Source organism: Acinetobacter terrae (assembly GCF_002135195.1).
GTDB lineage: Bacteria > Pseudomonadota > Gammaproteobacteria > Pseudomonadales > Moraxellaceae > Acinetobacter > Acinetobacter terrae.
The window spans coordinates 39,523-60,745 of record NZ_NEGF01000012.1 but is presented as its reverse complement, the minus strand read 5'-3'; the positions used below and the strand labels follow the sequence as shown (position 1 = coordinate 60,745).

Sequence of the window (21,223 nt, the reverse complement as noted above, 5' to 3'; positions counted from 1 at the left end):
CAATTTGTATTATTTAAAGCAAAGCATCATTAGATTGGATGATGTTTAATTTTCCATGCTTTATGGATTCTGGTATTGCGTTTGAAATCTGGGCCAATGGTTTCACTGGTAATTTCTTGCACATCGAACATGGCTTGAACTTCTTCATCCATTTCGAAACCACGATAGTTATTCGAGAAGTACAAGGTACCTTCTGTGGTTAAACGGTTCATGGCACGTTTAAGCAATGAATTGTGGTCACGTTGTACGTCAAAAGTACCGTAGAATTTCTTCGAGTTTGAGAATGTTGGTGGATCAATGAAGATAAGATCATATTGTTCATGACCTTCTTTTAACCATTCAAAACAGTCACTCGAGAAGAATTGATGCTGTTCATCAGCATGATCAACCGTCAAACCATTAAGTACAAAGTTTTCTTTAGACCAATTTAAATAGGTATTGGATAAATCGACACTTGTTGTACTTGCTGCACCACCTAAAGCTGCATGTAAACTTGCAGTAGAGGTATAGCTGTACAAGTTCAAGAAGTGCTTGCCTTTGGCTTCAGCCGCAATGCGTAAACGCATTTGACGATGATCAAGGAACAAACCAGTATCGAGATAGTCAGTTAAATTGACTAAAATTTTAGCTTTGCCTTCTTGCACGATAAAGCGTTTAGAAGCCGTACTTTGTTTTTCGTACTGAGTTTTACCTTCCTGACGGGCACGCGTCTTGATAAAGATTGCATCACGACCTAAACCGGTCACGGCACGAATAGAAGCCAAAGCAAGGTTAAAGCGTTTTTTTGCCTTTTCAGGATCAATGGTTTTTGGGGGCGCATATTCTTGAACATGCAGACGGTCACTATACAAATCCACCGCGACATTAAAATCAGGTAAATCGGCATCGTATAAACGCAAGCAATAGATATTTTCTTTAACCGCCCATTTTTTCAGTGCTTGAATATTCTTTTGCAAACGGTTGGTAAAGTCCTCAGCACCTTCAATCGGCTCAAACTGTTGCGGTTGCCAAGTCGCTAGGAATGGCTGGCTCACAGCTACTGGTTTGATGGTACCGAAACGTACATAAATAGGAAGTTTACCATTCATCAAACGCAGAATTTGCGGATCGTTGAACGCAAGTACATCGGCTTGTTCAACTTGTGCAGCAATTACTGCAGCATATTGATTCGGGAAGTTCTTTTGTAAAAGAGCAGATAAGCCTAAGTACAATGCACGGTTTGACGCTTTTTCACCTAAACGCTCACCATAGGGTGGGTTGGTGACGATAAATGAAGTTTTTCCTTCAGCTTGGAAATCAGGCCAATCTGCAAGAGTACGTTCTTCAATCTTGATTTGATCAAGTATTGATTCAAAACCGGCTGCAATAATATTTTGCTTGGTCGCTTTCACAGCTTCCCAGTCGGCATCATAAGCATAGAACTGAGGGAGTTTTTTTTCTAATCCTGCTTGATGGCGTTCAGCTGCTTCAGCTTTAATCGACATCCATAAATCATGGTCATGACCATTCCAGCCATTGAAACCAAAACGACGGACTAAGCCAGGTGCACGATCGGTGAGCATCATCAGCGATTCAATGATGAATGTCCCTGAACCACACATTGGATCTAAAATAATGTCAGGATTGCGTTCGATTAATTTAGCTTTTTGCAGAATTGCGGCTGCAAGGTTTTCTTTAATCGGGGCATCGGTCATAAAATGACGATAGCCACGTTTATGTAAAGAATCACCTGATAAATCCAGGCAATACGTATGCTGAGTTTTACCAGCAAGCACATATAAGGTAATTTCAGGTTGTTTAATGTCGATGCTTGGGCGTTTGCCTACAGCTTCCATAAAGGAATCGACTACACCATCTTTCACACGTAAAGTCGCGAATTGACTATTTACTTTAATGTCGCGTTCGACGTGCAAACGAATGGCAAATGTACTTTGTGTTGCAAAAACAAGTGACCAGTCAAAGTTCATTGCACCTTCGTACAATTCTTCAGCCACATCACGTGCATCATGAGTGAACTCTAATTCATGCGTATGAATAGGCGTCAGTACACGAGAGGCTAAACGTGACCACATACAAATACGGTATGCATTTTCTAGCGTGCCTTGGAAAACTAAACGTCCTGGAAAGCGTTCAATGTTTTGAACACCTAAACCTTCCAATTCTTCTTGGAGTAAGGTTTCAAGCCCATCTGCACAGGTGACCCAGTATGTAGAAAGACGTAGTTTCGAATTCATGCAAATTTCCAAAAGCAGCTAAGCAATCTACTATTTTAACGTATTTTAGTCCTGAAAAGTTTTTAAATTGTGGCTAAGCCTAGGCTTGATAGGGAAATATCTGATTTTTATCTATTAAGCTTGCATAACTGGTATGTATTTTGCTGACTGAATGCCTTTATTGGTTATCAGTCATGTGATTTTGACGATAACCGCTGTTTTAAGATTTTTGATTTGATGAGAGGGTATTGAATGAAAGACACAATGCAGACTGGGTTTGTGAGCAATTCTGAATCTTTTTCTATCGCGACATTGATTTATGCTCGATTAAGACGTGTAACAGGGCGAGTGATCGATGTGATGTATCTGGTGCAAAATCAAGCTTATGCCCAATATGTGATTGATCTGGCTTTATCTGCGAATGATTCAGAGTTGCAGCGACAAGCGGAGCGTTTACGTTCTTTAATCGTGTTTGAGGTTGAACCTAATCAAATTGAGGTTAAGGAAGGAATAGCAGAAACATATGAAACAGAAGTAACCGAAGAAGAAATTTATCGTGCTCAAGTGTCACATCACTATATTGGTGCATTACGTTAATTTTTTAGGCTCTAAATACTGCTTTGATTTAGAGCCTGATTTTAATAAATGACCCATAAATTGAACCTCGTAAATAATGTGTCGGGACAGCTCAACTGGTAAAACTAATCACTTACTTTTAATTAATAAATTTACATGACACGTAAATAGTCACTGAATGCTGAAAACTTCAACTGCCAACCACATGGGAATATCTGTATAATAGTTCAACTTAACTGAACGGGAATCTCTCATGCACTTGGCGGCATTGCATACTCCGAGCCAGATTCAACTCAATCAACAGGGTAATCTCAAACATTTCTTGACCATTGACGGTCTTTCTAAAGAAACCCTGACCAAAATTCTTGATACAGCCAATTCCTTTTTTAATGATCAAAATCAACTGATAACGACGCCTTTATTAGAAGGTCGTACGGTCATGAATTTGTTCTTTGAAAATTCGACACGTACGCGTACCACTTTTGAAGCAGCGGCAAAACGCTTATCAGCCAATGTGCTGAATATCGATATTGCACGCTCAAGTACATCAAAAGGTGAAACATTACGAGATACCTTGTGGAATCTTGAAGCGATGGCAGCGGATATTTTCGTGGTTCGTCATTCAACTTCAGGTGCGGCACATTTTATTGCACAAACCGTTTGCCCGCATGTTGCGATTATTAACGCAGGTGATGGCCGTCATGCGCATCCGACTCAAGCAATGCTGGATATGTTGACCATCCGCCGTGAAACTAAAAAGCCATTCGAAGCTTTAAGTGTGGCCATTATTGGTGATATTAAACATTCACGTGTGGCACGTTCAGATGTAGCCGCATTGCAAACTTTAGGCTGTAAAGACATTCGTGTGATTGCACCCAATACTTTGCTGCCTTATGGCTTTGAAGAATATGGTGAAGATATTCGTCTGTTCAATAACATGGAAGCAGGGATTAAAGATTGCGACGTGATTATTACCTTACGTATTCAAAATGAACGGATTGATTCTCCAGCGCTGGCTTCACAAGCTGAATTCTACAAAATGTACGGTTTGAACAAAGAACGTTTAGCGATGGCGAAACCTGACTGCATCGTGATGCATCCGGGGCCAATGAACCGTGGAGTAGAAATTGATTCCAGTATTGCTGATGGTCCGCAAGCGGTTATCTTGCATCAGGTGACCAATGGTATTGCTGTGCGTATGGCGGTACTGGCGCTGTCTATGCAAGGTCAGTTGCAAGAAAAAGGTTTAATTGAAGCAATTGCGGGATAGGGTAAAAGTCATGAGTATTGTAAAAATTGAAAATGTACGTGTCTTAGACCCAATCAAAAAAACGGATCGTGTACAAACAGTATTTATCGAAAACGGCAAATTGGTTGCGGCAACGGATCATGTAAGTGAAAGCATTGATGGTCAAGGTCAATGGCTGATGCCCACCATGGTCGATTTGTGTGCACGTTTACGTGAACCGGGTCAGCAACAGCACGGTACCTTAAAATCTGAAGGTAAGGCCGCGCGTGAAAACGGCATTTTGCATGTCTTTACTCCGCCAGACTCAAAACCGATTGTGCAAGACAATGGTGCGCTGATTCATGGCCTGGTTGAAAAAGCCATGCTGGATGGCGGCATTTATCTACAAGTGATTGGTGCGCAAACTCAAGGTTTGCAAGGTCAACAACCTGCAAATATGGCGGGCTTGAAAAAAGGCGGTTGTACTGCTGTTTCGAATGCCAATGCACCGTTTGCTGATGATGATGTGGTGATTCGCACTCTTGAGTATGCTGCAGGCTTAGGCATGACTGTAGTGTTCTATGCAGAAGAACATCAAATTGCCAAAGATGGTTGTGCACATGAAGGCTTTATTGCTTCACGCCAAGGCTTGCCAATGATTCCGGCATTGGCTGAAACCGTTGCGATTGCTAAATATTTGCTCATGATCGAAGCAACTAAAGTTCGTGCACATTTCGGGTTGTTATCTTGTGGTGCATCTGTTGAATTGATCAAAATTGCCAAAGACAAAGGCCTGCCTGTTACTGCTGACGTGGCGATGCATCAATTGCATTTAACCGAAAGTTTAACTGATGGTTTTAATTCTTTGGCACATGTACGCCCACCATTACGCGCTGAAAAAGATAAACAGCTATTACGTCAAGGCGTAAAAGACGGTGTGATTGATGCGATTTGTACCCATCATGAACCGCTCAGCAGTTCTGCAAAATTAGCCCCATTTGCCGAAACACAACCGGGTATTACGGCTTTTGATACCTATGTTGCGTTTGGTATTCAACTGATTAATGAAGGACTATTTGAGCCTTTAGAGTGGGTTGAAAAAGTGACCCTTGCTCCTGCTAAAGTGGCGAATATGGTCGATCGTTGGACTGATGAATCGGGTTGGGCGTTGGTTGATCCTAAACTTGAGTGGATGGTCTCAAAAGAGTCAATTCTTTCACAGGGTAAAAATACCCCGCTCATTAATCAAAAAGTGGTAGGTAAAGTGGTTCAAACTTTTGTGGCTTAATTGATTTAATATTTTTTTATGATTTATAAAAGTCAGCTTCGGCTGGCTTTTTTTATTGCTAAAAAATAATAGTATTCAAATAATACAATTAATTACACTGTCTAAAAAATGAGCATATAAACTAAAAATGCACGTAATAAAACGAGAATAAGAGGAATAATGGATGAATACTAATTTAATTGATTTACTCAAGCAGAAAGTATCTGCGATTGTCCTTGAGGGTGAAACGGAATATCTCAGCGAAAAGAGTCAGGCATTAAGCAGTTTTTTTCCTATCCTCCTGTCACTTTTTAAATCTAAGCCAGAGCTTATTGAAAATTTACAGCGGCAATTAAATCCGAGATTGACGGATATCTTTGCAACACATCCCGATTTAAAGCAGGAATTTTTAGAACAGGTTTCTGGAACAGTCCCGACCGGTGCAATTGAATCTACTTTAAATCGCTCGATTTCGCCCACACTGGGATTTTTAGAAACTGAAGCCGGTTCTTCTGAACCAAGTGCGATTGCACATCTTATTGAAACACATTGGCCAGCAGTGTCGAGTGCCTTGCCACATTGGGCTACAGCACTTTTAAGCGCTTTGGGTGTCGGTATTGCATCTGGGCGCACTTTGCACCAAGCTACCGAAGCTGAACCTTATAGAGCGGTTGAAGAAAAAAAGAAATCAAGTTTTCTCTTGCCGCTCATTGCTTTCATTGTTTTAGCTGCACTGCTGGCTTTAATGTTTAAAGCCTGTTCAGATAAAAAACAAACTGAGCCAGCAAGTGGTGTACCTGCACAGACGGCAACCAGTGAGCCAGCAAAATTACAACTTAATACCGGTTCGACAGGAGAGTTAACAACCTGTCAGGTATATTCTGGCAATGCGAGTTATACCGATATTCTGCAAAAAGAAATTAAACAAATTTTTAATCACAATATGGGTTGTGGTGTAGAGACGAACGCAAGCTACCATACCGAATTCATTGATCAAGATGCCATCCCAAGTGTATTGAAACTGGTCAAAGGTGTGCCAAATGCTTCATTAACCTGGATAGGTGATCAACTGTCTATTCAGACCGCTAATCCTGCTGATGCAGAGCAATTGGCAGCTAAAATTCGACCACTTGTTAAAAATATGACAGTGATGACGCAAGCAACTACCGCTGCTTCTGCACCTGCTGATAGCACTACTGCAATAAGTACAGGTAATACCAATGCAGAAAAAGCCTTGGCAGAAATTAATCCAGATAATATTCGCGCATTAGATGTTGCAACTGCACTGAACATGCAAATTATCAATTTTGATACCGCAAGTACAACTATCCCAGAGGCCAATAAATCGATATTAGATCAAGCTGCTGCATTGATTAAACGGGCATCACACGTGCATTTAATGGTTAAAGGTCATACTGATGCTGTGGGTAATGCTAAAGCGAACAAAGCATTATCACAAAAACGTGCGCAAGCTGTTGTAGATTACCTAGTGAAACAAGGTGTTGACCCTGCACAGTTGCAAGCTGTCGGTTATGGTTCGGAACAGCCTGTTGCAGATAATGCAACACCTGAGGGTCAGTTTAAAAATCGCCGTATTGAGTTTGAAGTGTTAAATACTGAAACAGGCGTAGCTCGTGAAGTAAATGAGCAAGGCGTCAACAAACAGTAGATATATAGTTTTAATAGCTTGATAGTCTTCATAACAAAATCCCTGTATGACGCAGGGATTTTTACAAGAATGCTTTTAAATGCTCATTAAACAAAAGGACGAATTGATTCGTCCTTTTTTTATTGGCATGCTGTGGTTAATTGTAAAAGGTGAAAATATTATGCGTATTAGTTTTATTGGGGCGGGACGGGTTGCGCATCATCTTGCTCATATTTTAAGTCAAGATTATCAAATTATTCAAATTTATAGTCGTACTTTAGCGCATGCACAGACTTTAGCTGCACAAGTTGGTGCAACGGCAACGGTGAATATCTCAGAAATAAATACTGAAATTGATTTAGTGATTATTGCGGTGAGTGATCAAGCGATTGCATCAGTGATTGCAGAAGTTCATCAACACTTACCTGATGCTCTGATTGTACATACCTCGGGCAGTACAGATATTGAAGTCTTGGCAAAAATTCATGCCCGCGCTGGCGTATTTTATCCTTTACAAACCTTTAGTCTGGATCGGGAAATTACATGGTCAGATACGCCACTATTTGTAGAAGCCAAGTCTGAAGATGATCTGGTTTTATTAACAGAGCTTGCCAATCAGTTAAGTAAATGCGTTTATCAATACACATCGGCACAGCGTTTAAGCCTGCATTTGGCTGCGGTGTTTGCCTGTAATTTTAGCAATTATTGTTATGACATGGCGAAGCAGATTGTCGATGCACAGCAGGTCGATTTTTCATTGCTTTATCCACTAATTTTAGAAACAGCCCGTAAAGCCGTTCAGCATGATCCTGAACAGATGCAGACTGGACCTGCGATGCGGGGTGATCAAAATATCTTGAATATGCATCAACAGATGTTACAAGATGCTCAGCGAGAAGATTTAAAAAAAGTGTATAACTTGATGAGTCAACAGATTTTGCAATCGCATCATCCTAAAGAGTCACTTAAACTGAAATAAATAAATTTAAGCAATGTATTGTAAAAGGAGGCGCGTATGGCAAAGGATTTTAATAGCCAGTATGTTGTTGATGGCTATGATGAGCATATTCGGAAATTAATTCCCGGCTATGATGTTGTACACCAGCAAATTAAAGCTTTATTGCAAACATATGCAGATGAATATGCACATGTATTGATTGTGGGTTGTGGTACAGGTTATGAGCTGGGTTATCTATTGCGATCGTTTCCTGACTGGACGTTTACTGCAACAGAGTTGTCGGAAACCATGCTGGAGAAAGCCAAACACTATATCCATTCCTTAAATGCATCGCATAGGGTGGAGTTTGTGTTGGGAGATGTAGACCAGTTAAAAAAAGGTCAAACATACGATGCTGCACTTTCTATTCTGGTCACGCATTTTGTGAATTATTCAGATAAGCCCAAGTTCTTTAAAGCGATTTATTCACGTTTAAAACATCAAGGACTATTCATTACTTTTGATTTGACTCGAATCAAGTCAGAGCAGGAACTGGAAATACTGAAACATGTATGTGAGGCAAACTGCTTAACGACTTCGCAATCTGCGGCAATGATTGATCGTTTAGAAGATGATTTTTATCCGCTTTTGGAACAGGAAACATTTGAACAATTGAAGTTGAGTGGATTTGATTTTGTAGAGCGTTTTACCCAAATTTTATCCTATCAAGGTTTTATGGCACTCAAAGCTTAAACTTTAAGAATAAAAAAATGGCCCATACATCGATGAGCCATTTCTAAGGTATCAGTTAAAGTTATTTAATTTTCTTGAACAGGAAGTCGTTAATTTGATGACCTTCCTCAATCCCGCGACGTTCAAACTTGGTTTGTGGACGCCAGTCAGGGCGAGGGTAGCTATTGCCTTTACCTGCCATATTTTCAAGATTTGGACGGTTATCTAAAACATCCAGCATCCATTCAGCATACGGTACCCAATCTGTAGCCGAGTGAAATGTACCGCCCATTTCCAGTTTTTGTTCAACCAGTGGCATACGGTCATGCGATACGAAACGACGTTTGAAATGACGTTTCTTTTGCCAAGGATCAGGGAAATAAAGCTGCACGGCATTAATGCTGTTCTCAGGCATTTCACGAAGCACTTGAATGGCATCGGCATCGAGTAAACGTAGGTTGGTTATACCTGCCATACCGGCTTCATATACACATTGCGCAATACCGGGTACATGTACTTCGATACCGACATAGTTGCGTTCAGGATTGGCTTTTGCCATAAGCACAAGCGAACGGCCCATACCAAAACCAATTTCAACAGTTAAAGGGCGTTCTGGATGTTCAAAGTGTTGACGTAAATCACCCACCGGATATTCCAAAATTAGGTGACCATATTGTTCAAGCGCAGTACGTTGAGAGGTATTCAGTGGAGATGAACGACGCATAAAAGTGACAATTTCGCGATGTTCATTCAAGTTGTCCAGCTCGACGACTTGCGGGTCTAATTGATCGTTCGACATAACTTTGGCAAATGTAAAAAATTCGAATGCGGTATTTTAAGTCCTGAGCCTAACAAGTCAAACTTTTTCATTTTTAAGATGCGACAAAGACAGCAGAGTCATGCTGTTATTGCGTCATTATTTGTTGTAAGGGCGGTTGAGACCTAGGAAATAACTGGATTGAGTGATGCATATTTATTGTTTTATAAAAAAATTGGCTTAGAAAATGTTGAAAGGGATTTACGTTATTTTAAGGCAATTGTGAGCACGCCCAGAGCAATCAGGACAATGCCCAAGTATTCTTGTAGGCTTGGTCGTTCACCTAAAAAAAGCACAGCAAATAGGGTCACTAAAACCACACTGAGTTTATCAATCGGTGCCACTTGCGATGCTTGACCGAGTTGTAGCGCTCGAAAATAACACAGCCATGATGCGCCGGTCGCTAAAGCCGACAAAGTCAAAAACAACCAGGTTTTGCCTGAAAGTAACAAGGGATTCTGCCATTTACCTAATCCCCAAACCATTAAACTTAATACAAAGACAATAATCACGGTGCGAATCAAGGTTGCCAAGTCAGAATCGACCTGTCGCAAACCCACTTTGGAAAAAATGGCAGTTAAGGCCGCGAAGCAGGCAGATAATATCGCCCACATAAACCAGTGATTCGTATTCATAGTACTGCCTATAATTTTTTTAGTTTTGGGCTGCCATCATATTGGAAATTTAGGAACGATAGTAGCTATGATCTCACTGTTATTTTAATCAAAAGTTAAAGCGGATTATAGCGATCAATTAAAGTGCTACTCGCCTCATTTAATCCAATAATTTCGACTTCAATATTTTGATCTTTAAATTTCTGCACTACATTGTTCAGCATGTTGACCGAAGTAATATCCCAGATATGTGCATGGGTGAGATCAATCTCAACCTTGGAGATATTTTCTTTAAAGTCAAAAAACTGGAAAAATTTGTCTGAACTGCTAAAGAAAATTTGTCCAGAAACTACATATTGGCGTGTATTAGCGCTTAAAAGAGTAGAGCTAACCTTTACTTCACTTTCGAGCTTATTGACTAAAAATAAAGCCGAAAGTAACACACCGACAAATACCCCAAGCGCAAGGTTATGTGTTGCTAAAACAATAATGACTACAGCCAGCATCACGATATTACTTTGCTTGGGGTGTTTTTTGAAATTACTCACCGAATCCCAGTTAAAGGTGGTGAAAGCCACCATAATCATAATGGCAACTAAGGCTGCCATAGGAATGTAGGTTAGCCAGTCTTTAAAAAACACCACCAAACACAGTAAAAATACACCTGCAACCAAAGTTGATAAACGCGTACGTGCACCTGAAGATACGTTAATAATGGATTGACCAATCATGGCACAACCAGCCATGCCGCCCATAAAACCACTGACGATATTGGCATAACCTTGTCCACGGCATTCTTGATGTCGATCAGCTTCAGTTCCCGTAACTTCATTAATCACAGTGGTGGTCATCATGGTTTCTAATAAACCGACTGTAGCTAAAGTGATGGAGTAGGGAAAAATAATGGTTAAAGTTTCTAAGTTCAGTGGAATTTCAGGAATTAAGAAAATGGGCAAAGTGTCTGGAAACTGCCCCAAATCACTGACGGTACGCATATCTCCACCAAGGAGTATGGCTAAAAGACTAAGAACCACAATGCAAATTAAAGGCGAGGGAATCGCTTTACCAATTCTGGGAGTGTATGGGAACAGGTAAATAATGGCCAAACCTAACGCCATAAATAAATAGCCTAAGCCATCCATTTTGCCCATTTCAGGAAGCTGAGCCACAAAGATTAAAATTGCCAATGCATTTAAAAAACCATAGACCACGGACTGCGATACAAAGCGCATTAATTTGGCGACTTTAAAATATCCCGCAATCACTTGAATGATGCCGGTCAAAATCGTTGCTGCGAGTAAATACTGCAAGCCATGGTCTTTGACTAAAGTAATCATCAGCAAAGCCATGGCACCTGTGGCAGCAGAAATCATGGCAGTGCGGCCGCCAAAGAAAGCAATGGTGACGGCTATACAAAATGACGCATATAGACCGACTTGCGGATCGACACCTGCAATGGCTGAAAAGGCAATTGACTCGGGGATAAGGGCTAAACCCACGACCAAACCTGCTAATACGTCGGTGCGGATATTGGAAAACCATTCTTCTTTTTTAAGGCTAATCACAACGTTAATTTTCATCAAACTTTAAAGCTGGGTATGTTAAAACAGTTTTATAGAAAAAAGCACAGCAGATTGACTTGATAAATACTGCATTTTGGACAATATTCTAAAGGTAAAGGTTTTTTACGCATTGATGCTTTTTTGCAATTTACAGGTACGATCACTTGAAAGTTTGTTAGAAGAGATTTAAAACAGTTAATAGTTAAATAACAAGGATCAGATATGAAGCTTTATTACGCCCCTGGCGCGTGTTCACTAGCATCACATATTATTTTAAATGAAATTAATGTCGATTTTGATTTAGAGCGTGTAAATTTAAAAACCCATAAAACAGAAAAAGGTGCTGATTATTACGCAATTAATCCAAAGGGCTATGTTCCAGCTTTAGAAATTAATCCAGGCTTGATTCTGACTGAAAATGTGGCAATTTTACCGTTTCTTGCACAACATGATCCCAAACAAGATTTAATTCCGCCATCAGGTTTAGGGCGTGCCAAAGTTCTTGAATGGCTGGGTTACTTGAACTCTGAATTACATGATGCTTATGCCGTATTTTTCGGTGCATCATTGTCGGATGAAGCGAAAGAAAAAGCTTATGCAGAAATTGACCGTTTGCTTACCTATATTGAAAAAGCTATTGCTGAGTCTGATAACGATTATTTAGTTGATGATAATTTTGGTCCGGCGGATGCCTATTTATTTGTGTTAACCAATTGGTCAAATGGTATTGGGCATGATCTAGCGCCGTATACCAATATTATTGCCTTGCGTAATAAAGTGGCAGAACGCCAATCCGTACAAATCGCCATGCGTGATGAAGGCTTAATTCCTTAATTTTTTTGTATTGATCTGAATAAGCACCTGATGGTGCTTTTTCTTTGCTTTTAAAATGGTTCGATTTTGAATGATTTAAAATTCTATTGTTGATTTTTTATCAATAATATTTTGCAAATTTATGAATTTTTAGCAATAAAATATTTGAGTATATTGGCCACTGAAAACAAATCATCAAAGGCGAATGAATGAGTAATATCATGATTGTGAATGGTGCCAAGCAATTTGCACACTCGAATGGCGAGTTAAATGATACGTTGACTGAGTTGGCAAATACTGTGCTTGGCGAACTGGGGCATCGCGTTAAAATTTCTCGTGCAGATAGCGACTATGAAATTCAGGAAGAAATTCAAAAATATGTATGGGCGGATGTCATTATTTATCAAATGCCGGGCTGGTGGATGGGGGCACCTTGGACAGTAAAAAAATATATTGATGATATTTTTACAGAAGGGCATGGAACTTTATATGCCAGTGATGGTCGATCACGTTCGGATGCCTCGAAAAAATACGGTTCAGGTGGTCTCATTCACGATAAAAAGTATATGTTATCGTTAACTTGGAATGCACCCATCGAAGCTTTTAATGATGCTGATCAATTTTTTCATGGGGTCGGAGTTGATGGTGTATATCTGCCATTTCATAAAGCCAATCAATTTTTGGGTATGAAAAGCCTAAATACCTTCATTGTGAATGATGTGATTAAAATGCCCAATGTAGCTCAATATGAACATAAATATCGTCAACATCTTATGGATGTTTTTGCCTAATTGATGGGTTCTTTCAGGAGCAAACTATGTTGATCGTTATTGCAGATATTCAGATCCGCTCAGGTGCCCAACATCGTGAAAACGTGTTGAACGCATTTAGAAAAATAACACCTGTTGTTTTGCAAGAAGATGGATGTTACGGCTATGAGTTATTGGTAGATCATGAATCAGGGATGGATTATCAGACAAAAACACCTGATTCAATTACGATGTTGGAACATTGGGAAAGTATTGAACATTTGAATGCTCATTTACAGACACCGCATATGCAAGCGTATAAGCAACACGTTAAAGATGATGTGCTTGATGTTAAAATCCGGATTATGCAAAAGGGTTTAAGTATTTAAGTACATTCTTGAAATATAAAAAAAGGACTCATTTGAGTCCTTTTTAAGGTCTTCAACTTTATTTAAAGAAATAACCTGTTTCAGGTGAACTTGCATTTGCCATACGTTTACGTGGCATGCGACCAGCTAAAAATGCTTCACGACCGGCTTCAACTGCTTTTCTCATTGCAGATGCCATCAAGATAGGGTTTCGTGCAGCAGCAATCGCGGTATTCATGAGTACGCCGTCGCAACCCAGTTCCATGGCAATGGCAGCATCACTGGCTGTACCTACACCGGCATCTACCAATACAGGAACTTTAGCATTTTCTTTAATAATGGAAATGGTGTGCGGATTCAAAATACCCAAACCTGAACCAATCAGGCTGCCTAAAGGCATAATCGCAACACAGCCCATGCTCTCTAACTCTTGAGCCACGATTGGATCATCCGAGGTATAAACCATGATTTCAAAGCCATCGTCAATTAAAGTACGAGCAGCTTTTAAAGTTTCGGTGATATTTGGGTAAAGTGTTTTTTCATCACCCAATACTTCCAGTTTAACTAGGTTGTGACCATCCAGAAGTTCACGTGCAAGCATACAGGTACGAATAGCACTGTTGGCATCAAAACAACCTGCTGTATTGGGCAGAATGGTATATTTTTCAGGTGGCACAACAGAAAGCAAATTCGGCTGGTCAGGGTGCTGTCCAATGTTCACACGACGAATTGCAACCGTCACAATTTCTGCGCCACTGGCTTGAATGGCTAAATCGGTTTCAGTTAAATCTTTATATTTACCTGTACCGACCAATAAGCGTGAATTAAATGTACGAGAACCAATTATAAGCGGGGTATCTTCCATGGGAGCTCCGAATTAGCCGCCACCGACGGCATGAATAATTTCGATATGATCTTCAGCGCAAATAGGGGTTTGTGCCAATCTGCTTTTGGAAATGATCATTTCATTCTGTTCTACAGCAAAGCGTTTGCCTTCCAAGGCTAATTCTTGAATCAATTCTAATAAATTAGTACATGAGGTATTTTGCGATTCGCCATTTAAATAAATATGCATAGTCATTTCTCCCTGTTCCTTAACTTTATTTTGCATATTTCAATGCATTCCAAGCCAGTACCAGCCAACCTGCAATCATTAAAGCCCCGCCAATTGGTGTGATGGCGCCTAAAACACGCGGTAAGCCTAATGCCATCACGTAGAGCGAGCCACAGAAAAAGAAAATACCGACTTGAATCAGGATAAAACTGGCTTTAATAGGCAGTTGGGGAATAACTTTGCTTAGAATGGCGAGCGCCAAAAGTCCAAGAGCATGATAGAAAAAATAGTCAGTTGCTGTATGCCACCAAGCCAATTGAGCTTCGCTTGCATGTGCTTTTAAGCCATGCGCGCCAAATGCACCTAGCATGACCGCAAATGCCAAGTTAAGGGCTGAAATTGCAATCCACATAAGCAATGATCACCTGAGTAAATTTGCGCTTAACTTAGCATATATTAGCGTTTATACGAAAGGCAAAAAGCAACAATACAAATGTCTAAATATAAAAAAAGGGCACGCAGCCCTTTCTTTAAAAACGAATAAAATGAGTCCAATAGCTTAGTTAGAAGACATTGCGACTTTAATTTTTTCCATTGCATTTTTTTCGAGCTGACGAATACGTTCCGCAGACACATTATATTCAGCCGCCAATTCATGCAGCGTTGATTTTTCATCATCTAGCCAACGGCGCTGCAAAATGTTACGCGAACGATCATCAAGCTGATCCATTGCACTATGTAGTGCAGAAGTACTTTGTTGCTCGTAGTCTTCTTCTTCAGCTAAACGTGCTGGATCGTAACGATTGTCTTCTAAATATAAAGCCGGTGCGACATGAGTTGAACCTTCATCATCGTCATCACCCTGAGCTTCAAATGCTGCATCATATGCTGTTAAACGGCCTTCCATTTCCAAGACTTGTTCTGGTGTCACATTTAAGTCATTGGCAATCGATTTTGCTTCTTCGAGTGTCAGCTTTTTACTCGATTTTTTTAGGCTACGTAAGTTAAAGAATAGTTTACGTTGCGCTTTGGTGGTCGCAATTTTAACAATACGCCAGTTACGAATCACATATTCATGAATTTCAGCTTTAATCCAATGCACGGCAAAAGAGACCAAACGCACACCCATATTCGGGTCAAAACGTTTAACCGCTTTCATTAAGCCCAAGTTGCCTTCTTGAATCAGGTCGCCCTGTGGCAAACCATAGCCTGCATAACTACGTGCAATATGGACGACAAAACGCAAATGCGACATGACCAGCATTTTTGCGGCGTCTAAATCTTGGTCGTAATAATACCGTTCGGCCAACTCTTTTTCTTGTTCAGCCGTTAAAATAGGAATCTGATTGACAGTACTGATATAAGCACCGAGATTTACCCCTGGCGCCGATAATGACAGGGGCATCAATTGATTGCTGCTGTCACTCATGTGTTCTCCTTCAGAATGGATGACATAACCACTTAAATTTTATCTTAATCCAATATTTTCCTGAAATAAGGAATATTGGGTAGCGAAATGTAATTTTTTATGCAAATTTGAAAAGTTCTAGTTTAATTGAAAATAATTAAGATTCAATTAAGTAGTGATATTCAGTATCAGTTATTTTTGTCATAGTGCATTTCAATTGATGCATTTGGCAATAACGGGTTACATCTTGCTGACTATGTGGATCTGATGATTTTAATAAAAATAGATGATCTGATTTATTCTTGATCGCTCGCTTAAGCATCAATAATGGCATGGGGCAGGGTTTGCCCATCGCATCTATGATAATCGCTGGATTGGCTAGATCATTCATCTCATTAAATTTCTGAAAAAACGTTCTGAAATGTTAGCAAATTTGGTGCCAAAGCTAAATGAAATTATATAATCTCAACATAAAAAGTACTGATATAAAATAGATAAATAATTAGTAAAATAAAACTCGATCAAAAGGGAAATTATTCAAAAAAAACAGTATGAATTGTTATAAACCCATGGTAAGCTCGTCGCGTATTCAGATTAATGACACAGTTAAATTTGTCTTAAACTTGAATATTGAAATGGATGTAACCGGGATTTTGTTAATAGTAATACAGAATGATTACAAGCTTAGAAATAATAAATATTTTTAAACCTTGTTTACTCTGCTGTTTGCAACACCGGGTGGTCCTTCTATTAAATACAATGAGGATTAACTTATGACAGCTCGTGAACAAGGCGTAGTTAAATGGTTCAACGACACTAAAGGCTTCGGCTTTATTCAACGTAACGGCGGCGACGACGTATTCGTTCATTTCCGCGCTATACAAGGTGACGGTCACCGTTCACTTCGTGACGGCCAACGTGTTGAATTCAGCGTAGTTAAAGGTCAAAAAGGCTTCCAAGCTGAAGAAGTACAACCTTTAGACTAATCGCCTGATTATTCATGAGAACGCCCCAATGTAATTTGGGGCGTTTTTGTTTATAATAGGCTACAATTTTCCTGATTATTAAGTTAGAGCGCATTTATATGTCATCTGGTTTTGAAACCTTAAATTTACATCCGAAACTTAAACAAGCTATTGATGCCTTAGGTTTCAAAGAAATGACACCGATTCAGGAAAAGGTTTTGAAATTCACTTTGGCTGGACATGATGCCATTGGTCGTGCCCAGACAGGTACCGGGAAAACAGCCGCTTTCCTTGTTAGTGTGATTAATGATTTGCTTAATAATCCGATTAAAGAACAACGTTTTCGTGGTGAAGCACGTGCCTTAATTCTTGCTCCAACACGTGAGTTGGCTTTACAAATTGAAAGTGATGCTAAAGATTTAACCAAATTTACCGATTTGCATGTGGTTACCTTGTTGGGTGGTGTTGATTTTGATAAACAAAAAGCACAACTTGATAAACAGTTTGTCGATATTATTGTGGCGACACCGGGTCGTTTAATTGATTTTGTTGAACAAAAAGAAGTTTGGCTGGATCAAATCGAATTTTTAGTGATTGATGAAGCAGACCGTTTACTTGATATGGGCTTTATTCCGTCGGTAAAACGAATTGTGCGTTATTCACCGCGTAAAGAACAGCGTCAAACGCTCATGTTCTCTGCAACCTTTAGTTATGATGTTTTAAATTTGGCGCAACAATGGTTGTTTGAACCTGTTACTGTTGAAATTGAGCCAGAAAAGAAAACCAATGCAGATGTTGAACAACGCGTTTACATGGTTGCAAAAACAGATAAATATAAATTGTTGCAAGAAATTTTACGCGATGAGCCGATTGAAAAAGTCATGATTTTTGCGAATCGTCGTGATCAGGTGCGTAAACTGTATGATCATTTAAAAAGAGATGGTTATAAGGTCGTGATGTTGTCAGGTGAAATTGCACAAGACAAGCGTACCAAAATGCTCGATCAATTTAAAAGTGGCCAGCATAATATTATGATTGCAACCGATGTTGCCGGTCGTGGTATTCATGTGGATGGTGTTTCACATGTTATAAACTTTACTTTGCCTGAACAATCAGATGATTATGTACACCGTATTGGTCGTACCGGTCGCGCAGGCGCACAAGGTGTCAGTATTAGTTTCTTGTCTGAAGATGATGCGTTCTATCTTCCAGAAATTGAAAAAGCCATTGGTCAAAAACTACCGTTAACCCGTATGGAAGGTTATTGTTAATTTTGGTATTAAATAAAATGTAAAAGAAAAGCCGCTTATTTAAAGCGGCTTTTCTTTGTATGCTCAAAACATCATATTTTATTGATGTAATCACATAAAATTATCATTTAGATATTTAGTTTGCTCGGCAAGTAAAGGTTAAAACTGTTTGATAGTCGTCATCACGAGCGAGACTGCCACTTTTTCCTGCTAAAGTACCTAGAACGCTGGTTGCAGCCTGAATCATTTGTCCTGTTTTTTCATCAACAACGCCTTTTAAAGCACCGTTGTATTCAGTTTTTTCATCAATCACAACTGGAGTGGCTTTTTTGCCGCAAGCATTGTTGGCAGCAGTAATCGCATTGTTTTTAGAAATGAGATTACTTTTACCTACGCCGGTCACTTCATATTGGTTATTTTGTTTTTGAATGGCTAATGATGTGGTTGGGTTGGATGTACATGCAGTTAAGGCAAGAGCAACGGCAACTGTGGAAGAGAGTGCAAAAACTTTATTCATCTTTTTCCCCTGATTCGTTTTAAAAAAGAATAAAAAGCATTTGAGCATAACTTTTTGGATGCTTTTTGAAAGACTTGTATAAAATATGCAGTTTTATATGGTCCCTCTGTGACTGTCTTATAAGTAAGGGGGGAATAGAGTGAAGGGCGTTGCCTAATTGCTCTAGAGTATCTTAATAAGAATATGCTAATCTTAATGAAATATTTTAGTACACAGATATAGAAGTTAATGACTGATTCAGCGGTAGATATGGTTCATTTTAATATTCATCAACGTCAGTCGATTGGCCATTTAGTTGAGCCTGCGCCAAATGCAGAACAGTTGGAAAAAGCCTTTCAAGCTGCATTGACTGCGCCAGACCATCATCGTTTAAAGCCGACCCGTTTTGTGGTGATTTCAGCGGATCAACGTGAAGCTTTTGGTGAATTATTGTCTAAAGCTTTGGCGGATTTGGGTGAAACCGATCAGACTCAGTTAGACCGCGTCAAAAATCACCCATTTCGTGCACCACTTTTGGTTCTGGCATTAACGAAATTTCAGCCACATCCCAAAGTTCCTAATTTTGAACAAACCTTAAGTACTGGTGCGGCAATACAAAACTTTTTATTGTCGTTACAAGTGCAAGGTTTTTCAACCATGTGGCGCAGCGGTGTTGTGATTGAGTCGAATCTGTTTAAACAGGCTTTAGGTCTTGCAGAAGATGATTTAATTTCTGGAATTATTTATATTGGAACGGCAGCAAAAGCCATTCCCGCACGTGCAGAAATAAATACACAAGATTATGTGAGTTATTGGAATAAATAACTTTATTGAATACTGAGTCATTAAATACTGAGTCGAGATATAAAAAGAATGTCAGAGTTGAATTTTTCGGATCTTGTTGAACCTGTTTTAGTTGATCAAAAAACGGCGTTACGCGTAACAGTTTTAGGTGGCGGTAGTTTCGGTACTGCAATGGCAAATACTGCGGTACGTAATGGTTGCGATACCATGATCTGGATTCGTGATGAAGTTGCCGCAGCAGAAATTAATCAAACCCACGTGAATAAACGTTATCTACCCGATTTTACTTTAGAGTCTGGTTTGAAAGCGGTGACCGATTTAGAAACGGCTATTTGTAACCGCGACATTATTTTAGTGGCGATTCCAAGCCATTCTTTTCGTGATGTGCTGAAACAAATTAAACCATTTATTACTTCACAAGCAGTCATCTCTTTAACCAAAGGAATTGAAGCTAAAACCTTTAGTTTTATGAGCGATATTATTCGTGAAGAATTACCTGAAGTGCCTTATGGTGTGCTTTCTGGACCGAATTTAGCTAAAGAAATTATGGCAGGACAACCCGCAGGAACCGTTATTGCAAGTGAATCAGAACTGGTGCGTTATGCAGTACAGCAAGCCTTACACAGCGCATTATTCCGTGTGTTTGCCAGTGATGATGTACATGGTGTGGAACTTGGCGGTGCTTTAAAAAATATCTATGCTGTTGCAATGGGTATGGCTGCTGCCTATAAAGTCGGTGAAAATACGAAGAGTATGATTTTAACCCGCGCATTGGCCGAAATGAGCCGTTTTGCAGTGAAATTGGGTGCAAATCCGCTGACTTTCTTGGGTTTGTCAGGGGTCGGTGATTTGTTTGCGACCTGTAGTAGTCCACTTAGCCGCAATTACCAAGTCGGTTTTGCTTTGGGTTCTGGTAAGAGCTTGGAACAGGCAACCAAAGAATTGGGTCAAACGGCAGAAGGGATCAATACCATTATTCAGGTACGCAGCCGTTCAGAAGAATTAGATGTGTATATGCCAATTACCAGTGCTTTATATGATGTGATTTTTGAAGGTGCACCGCCTTTAAGCATTGCACTTTCACTTATGAAAAATGGGCATCGTAGTGATGTGGAGTTCGTTTTACCTCACCATGAAGTATAATTTTCAAATAATGGAATATTCAAATAATGGAATAAATAAGCTCTGTCATAAAGTTGGGTTATAATTGCGGCATATATAGAATAAGGAAATTTTATGCAACTCACTTTAGTCCGTCATGGTGAAGCCTCTCCTGCGGTCAATGGAAATGATGACAAGCGTCCATTAACCAAGCGAGGGCATAAGCAGGCGCAACAAACTGCAGAATATTTAAAGGACATGATTAAACCCGATGTATTTGTGGTGAGCCCTTTATTGCGTGCACAAGAGACTTTGGCGCATCTGCAACATTATTTTCATGATGTACCTGTGCTGGTATGTAATAAGATTAAACCTGAAGATGATGCGAAATCAGCAGTTGAATGGTTGTCCCAGTTGCCTTATGAATCGATTGTTGTGGTGTGTCATATGAATGTGGTGGCGCATATTTCATCATTATTGACATCCGAGTCGTTCCATCCGTATGCTCTGGCTGAAGCGCGCATATATGAGCAAGCAGTCATTGCTGCCGGATTATCAACACAGTTAAAAAGTTTTATTCCAAACACATAAAATATTAATTAAAACGGCAGAAAAACATTA

At 39.7% G+C, this 21,223-nt stretch carries 24 protein-coding genes; 14 read left to right on the top strand and 10 right to left on the bottom strand.

Annotated features, from left to right (window positions below; all coding sequences use genetic code 11):
- Positions 1–29 precede the first annotated feature (29 nt).
- Entirely contained in the window at positions 30–2,234 is a 2,205-nt protein-coding gene (rlmKL, locus tag B9T23_RS12835) for a bifunctional 23S rRNA (guanine(2069)-N(7))-methyltransferase RlmK/23S rRNA (guanine(2445)-N(2))-methyltransferase RlmL (RefSeq protein ID WP_086194380.1), read from the bottom strand.
- 231 nt (positions 2,235–2,465) lie between these two features.
- Between rlmKL and B9T23_RS12830 the strand changes: the two genes are divergently transcribed.
- The 6 genes from B9T23_RS12830 (at position 2,466) to B9T23_RS12805 (ending at position 8,622) form a co-directional block, all read left to right on the top strand.
- The gene (locus tag B9T23_RS12830) at positions 2,466–2,810 is read left to right on the top strand and encodes a hypothetical protein (protein WP_086194379.1); all 345 of its coding nucleotides are present in this window, start codon (positions 2,466–2,468) and stop codon (positions 2,808–2,810) included.
- Positions 2,811–3,042: 232 nt separating this feature from the next.
- Complete coding sequence (locus tag B9T23_RS12825; RefSeq protein ID WP_086194378.1) at positions 3,043–4,059, top strand: aspartate carbamoyltransferase catalytic subunit; 1,017 nt, start codon at positions 3,043–3,045, stop codon at positions 4,057–4,059.
- Between the two features lie 10 nt (positions 4,060–4,069).
- Entirely contained in the window at positions 4,070–5,305 is a 1,236-nt protein-coding gene (locus B9T23_RS12820) for a dihydroorotase (RefSeq protein WP_086194377.1), read from the top strand.
- Positions 5,306–5,468: 163 nt separating this feature from the next.
- Positions 5,469–6,953 carry an OmpA family protein gene (locus B9T23_RS12815; RefSeq protein WP_086194376.1) on the top strand — a complete coding sequence of 495 codons (1,485 nt, stop codon included), beginning with the start codon at positions 5,469–5,471 and terminating at the stop codon, positions 6,951–6,953.
- A gap of 160 nt (positions 6,954–7,113) precedes the next feature.
- Entirely contained in the window at positions 7,114–7,911 is a 798-nt protein-coding gene (locus B9T23_RS12810) for a Rossmann-like and DUF2520 domain-containing protein (RefSeq protein ID WP_086194436.1), read from the top strand.
- A gap of 36 nt (positions 7,912–7,947) precedes the next feature.
- Positions 7,948–8,622 carry a class I SAM-dependent methyltransferase gene (locus B9T23_RS12805; protein ID WP_086194375.1) on the top strand — a complete coding sequence of 225 codons (675 nt, stop codon included), beginning with the start codon at positions 7,948–7,950 and terminating at the stop codon, positions 8,620–8,622.
- Between the two features lie 61 nt (positions 8,623–8,683).
- Here the strand turns inward: B9T23_RS12805 and trmB are convergent, their stop codons facing one another.
- The 3 genes from trmB to B9T23_RS12790 form a co-directional block, all read right to left on the bottom strand.
- Positions 8,684–9,400, bottom strand: a complete 717-nt coding sequence (trmB, locus tag B9T23_RS12800; RefSeq protein ID WP_086194374.1) for a tRNA (guanosine(46)-N7)-methyltransferase TrmB — start codon at positions 9,398–9,400, stop codon at positions 8,684–8,686.
- Positions 9,401–9,624: 224 nt separating this feature from the next.
- Positions 9,625–10,053 (bottom strand): EamA family transporter, encoded by a 429-nt coding sequence (locus tag B9T23_RS12795; RefSeq protein WP_086194373.1) that lies wholly within the window; start codon positions 10,051–10,053, stop codon positions 9,625–9,627.
- 95 nt (positions 10,054–10,148) lie between these two features.
- Positions 10,149–11,597, bottom strand: coding sequence for a SulP family inorganic anion transporter (locus tag B9T23_RS12790; protein ID WP_086194435.1), 1,449 nt, complete (start codon positions 11,595–11,597; stop codon positions 10,149–10,151).
- Positions 11,598–11,816: 219 nt separating this feature from the next.
- On the opposite strand from B9T23_RS12790, the gene B9T23_RS12785 reads away from it, so the two are divergent.
- The 3 genes from B9T23_RS12785 (at position 11,817) to B9T23_RS12775 (ending at position 13,545) form a co-directional block, all read left to right on the top strand.
- Positions 11,817–12,428, top strand: a complete 612-nt coding sequence (locus B9T23_RS12785; RefSeq protein ID WP_086194372.1) for a glutathione binding-like protein — start codon at positions 11,817–11,819, stop codon at positions 12,426–12,428.
- A 188-nt stretch (positions 12,429–12,616) separates the two neighbouring features.
- Complete coding sequence (locus B9T23_RS12780) at positions 12,617–13,198, top strand: NAD(P)H-dependent oxidoreductase (protein ID WP_086194371.1); 582 nt, start codon at positions 12,617–12,619, stop codon at positions 13,196–13,198.
- 26 nt (positions 13,199–13,224) lie between these two features.
- Positions 13,225–13,545: a putative quinol monooxygenase gene (locus B9T23_RS12775; RefSeq protein ID WP_086194370.1), complete on the top strand. Its 321-nt coding sequence runs from the start codon at positions 13,225–13,227 to the stop codon at positions 13,543–13,545.
- A 58-nt stretch (positions 13,546–13,603) separates the two neighbouring features.
- Here B9T23_RS12775 and B9T23_RS12770 read toward each other — a convergent pair whose 3' ends face one another.
- From B9T23_RS12770 to B9T23_RS12750, 5 genes are all read right to left on the bottom strand, one after another.
- On the bottom strand, positions 13,604–14,389 hold the full coding sequence (locus B9T23_RS12770) for a thiazole synthase (protein WP_086194369.1): 786 nt from the start codon (positions 14,387–14,389) through the stop codon (positions 13,604–13,606).
- Between the two features lie 12 nt (positions 14,390–14,401).
- Positions 14,402–14,599: a sulfur carrier protein ThiS gene (gene thiS / locus B9T23_RS12765; RefSeq protein ID WP_086194434.1), complete on the bottom strand. Its 198-nt coding sequence runs from the start codon at positions 14,597–14,599 to the stop codon at positions 14,402–14,404.
- A 25-nt stretch (positions 14,600–14,624) separates the two neighbouring features.
- Positions 14,625–14,990 (bottom strand): DUF423 domain-containing protein, encoded by a 366-nt coding sequence (locus B9T23_RS12760; protein ID WP_086194368.1) that lies wholly within the window; start codon positions 14,988–14,990, stop codon positions 14,625–14,627.
- A 147-nt stretch (positions 14,991–15,137) separates the two neighbouring features.
- On the bottom strand, positions 15,138–16,007 hold the full coding sequence (gene rpoH, locus B9T23_RS12755; RefSeq protein ID WP_067723323.1) for an RNA polymerase sigma factor RpoH: 870 nt from the start codon (positions 16,005–16,007) through the stop codon (positions 15,138–15,140).
- Between the two features lie 136 nt (positions 16,008–16,143).
- The gene (locus B9T23_RS12750; RefSeq protein ID WP_067723325.1) at positions 16,144–16,377 is read right to left on the bottom strand and encodes a sulfurtransferase TusA family protein; all 234 of its coding nucleotides are present in this window, start codon (positions 16,375–16,377) and stop codon (positions 16,144–16,146) included.
- Positions 16,378–16,759: 382 nt separating this feature from the next.
- On the opposite strand from B9T23_RS12750, the gene B9T23_RS12745 reads away from it, so the two are divergent.
- A complete protein-coding gene (locus tag B9T23_RS12745; protein WP_004648643.1) occupies positions 16,760–16,972 on the top strand; it encodes a cold-shock protein in 213 nt (70 codons plus the stop codon).
- A gap of 98 nt (positions 16,973–17,070) precedes the next feature.
- Complete coding sequence (gene rhlB / locus B9T23_RS12740; protein ID WP_067723327.1) at positions 17,071–18,222, top strand: ATP-dependent RNA helicase RhlB; 1,152 nt, start codon at positions 17,071–17,073, stop codon at positions 18,220–18,222.
- Positions 18,223–18,337: 115 nt separating this feature from the next.
- Here rhlB and B9T23_RS12735 read toward each other — a convergent pair whose 3' ends face one another.
- Positions 18,338–18,718, bottom strand: a complete 381-nt coding sequence (locus B9T23_RS12735) for a hypothetical protein (protein WP_086194367.1) — start codon at positions 18,716–18,718, stop codon at positions 18,338–18,340.
- A 228-nt stretch (positions 18,719–18,946) separates the two neighbouring features.
- Between B9T23_RS12735 and B9T23_RS12730 the strand changes: the two genes are divergently transcribed.
- From B9T23_RS12730 to sixA, 3 genes are all read left to right on the top strand, one after another.
- On the top strand, positions 18,947–19,522 hold the full coding sequence (locus tag B9T23_RS12730) for a nitroreductase family protein (RefSeq protein WP_086194366.1): 576 nt from the start codon (positions 18,947–18,949) through the stop codon (positions 19,520–19,522).
- A 48-nt stretch (positions 19,523–19,570) separates the two neighbouring features.
- On the top strand, positions 19,571–20,644 hold the full coding sequence (locus B9T23_RS12725) for an NAD(P)H-dependent glycerol-3-phosphate dehydrogenase (protein ID WP_086194365.1): 1,074 nt from the start codon (positions 19,571–19,573) through the stop codon (positions 20,642–20,644).
- A gap of 93 nt (positions 20,645–20,737) precedes the next feature.
- Positions 20,738–21,193, top strand: a complete 456-nt coding sequence (gene sixA / locus B9T23_RS12720) for a phosphohistidine phosphatase SixA (protein ID WP_086194364.1) — start codon at positions 20,738–20,740, stop codon at positions 21,191–21,193.
- Positions 21,194–21,223: the final 30 nt, after the last annotated feature.

Coding starts and splice junctions, on each gene's coding strand:
- B9T23_RS12810 (WP_086194436.1), top strand. CDS start 7,114: ATGCGTATTAGTTTTATTGGGGCGGGACGGGTTGCGCATCATCTTGCT.
- B9T23_RS12725 (WP_086194365.1), top strand. CDS start 19,571: ATGTCAGAGTTGAATTTTTCGGATCTTGTTGAACCTGTTTTAGTTGAT.
- rhlB (WP_067723327.1), top strand. CDS start 17,071: ATGTCATCTGGTTTTGAAACCTTAAATTTACATCCGAAACTTAAACAA.
- B9T23_RS12750 (WP_067723325.1), bottom strand. CDS start 16,377: ATGAATGATCTAGCCAATCCAGCGATTATCATAGATGCGATGGGCAAA.
- trmB (WP_086194374.1), bottom strand. CDS start 9,400: ATGTCGAACGATCAATTAGACCCGCAAGTCGTCGAGCTGGACAACTTG.
- rlmKL (WP_086194380.1), bottom strand. CDS start 2,234: ATGAATTCGAAACTACGTCTTTCTACATACTGGGTCACCTGTGCAGAT.
- B9T23_RS12820 (WP_086194377.1), top strand. CDS start 4,070: ATGAGTATTGTAAAAATTGAAAATGTACGTGTCTTAGACCCAATCAAA.
- B9T23_RS12730 (WP_086194366.1), top strand. CDS start 18,947: ATGACTGATTCAGCGGTAGATATGGTTCATTTTAATATTCATCAACGT.
- B9T23_RS12805 (WP_086194375.1), top strand. CDS start 7,948: ATGGCAAAGGATTTTAATAGCCAGTATGTTGTTGATGGCTATGATGAG.
- B9T23_RS12815 (WP_086194376.1), top strand. CDS start 5,469: ATGAATACTAATTTAATTGATTTACTCAAGCAGAAAGTATCTGCGATT.
- B9T23_RS12775 (WP_086194370.1), top strand. CDS start 13,225: ATGTTGATCGTTATTGCAGATATTCAGATCCGCTCAGGTGCCCAACAT.
- B9T23_RS12770 (WP_086194369.1), bottom strand. CDS start 14,389: ATGGAAGATACCCCGCTTATAATTGGTTCTCGTACATTTAATTCACGC.
- B9T23_RS12780 (WP_086194371.1), top strand. CDS start 12,617: ATGAGTAATATCATGATTGTGAATGGTGCCAAGCAATTTGCACACTCG.
- sixA (WP_086194364.1), top strand. CDS start 20,738: ATGCAACTCACTTTAGTCCGTCATGGTGAAGCCTCTCCTGCGGTCAAT.
- B9T23_RS12735 (WP_086194367.1), bottom strand. CDS start 18,718: ATGAATAAAGTTTTTGCACTCTCTTCCACAGTTGCCGTTGCTCTTGCC.
- B9T23_RS12745 (WP_004648643.1), top strand. CDS start 16,760: ATGACAGCTCGTGAACAAGGCGTAGTTAAATGGTTCAACGACACTAAA.
- B9T23_RS12795 (WP_086194373.1), bottom strand. CDS start 10,053: ATGAATACGAATCACTGGTTTATGTGGGCGATATTATCTGCCTGCTTC.
- thiS (WP_086194434.1), bottom strand. CDS start 14,599: ATGCATATTTATTTAAATGGCGAATCGCAAAATACCTCATGTACTAAT.
- B9T23_RS12785 (WP_086194372.1), top strand. CDS start 11,817: ATGAAGCTTTATTACGCCCCTGGCGCGTGTTCACTAGCATCACATATT.
- B9T23_RS12825 (WP_086194378.1), top strand. CDS start 3,043: ATGCACTTGGCGGCATTGCATACTCCGAGCCAGATTCAACTCAATCAA.
- B9T23_RS12830 (WP_086194379.1), top strand. CDS start 2,466: ATGAAAGACACAATGCAGACTGGGTTTGTGAGCAATTCTGAATCTTTT.
- B9T23_RS12760 (WP_086194368.1), bottom strand. CDS start 14,990: ATGTGGATTGCAATTTCAGCCCTTAACTTGGCATTTGCGGTCATGCTA.
- rpoH (WP_067723323.1), bottom strand. CDS start 16,007: ATGAGTGACAGCAGCAATCAATTGATGCCCCTGTCATTATCGGCGCCA.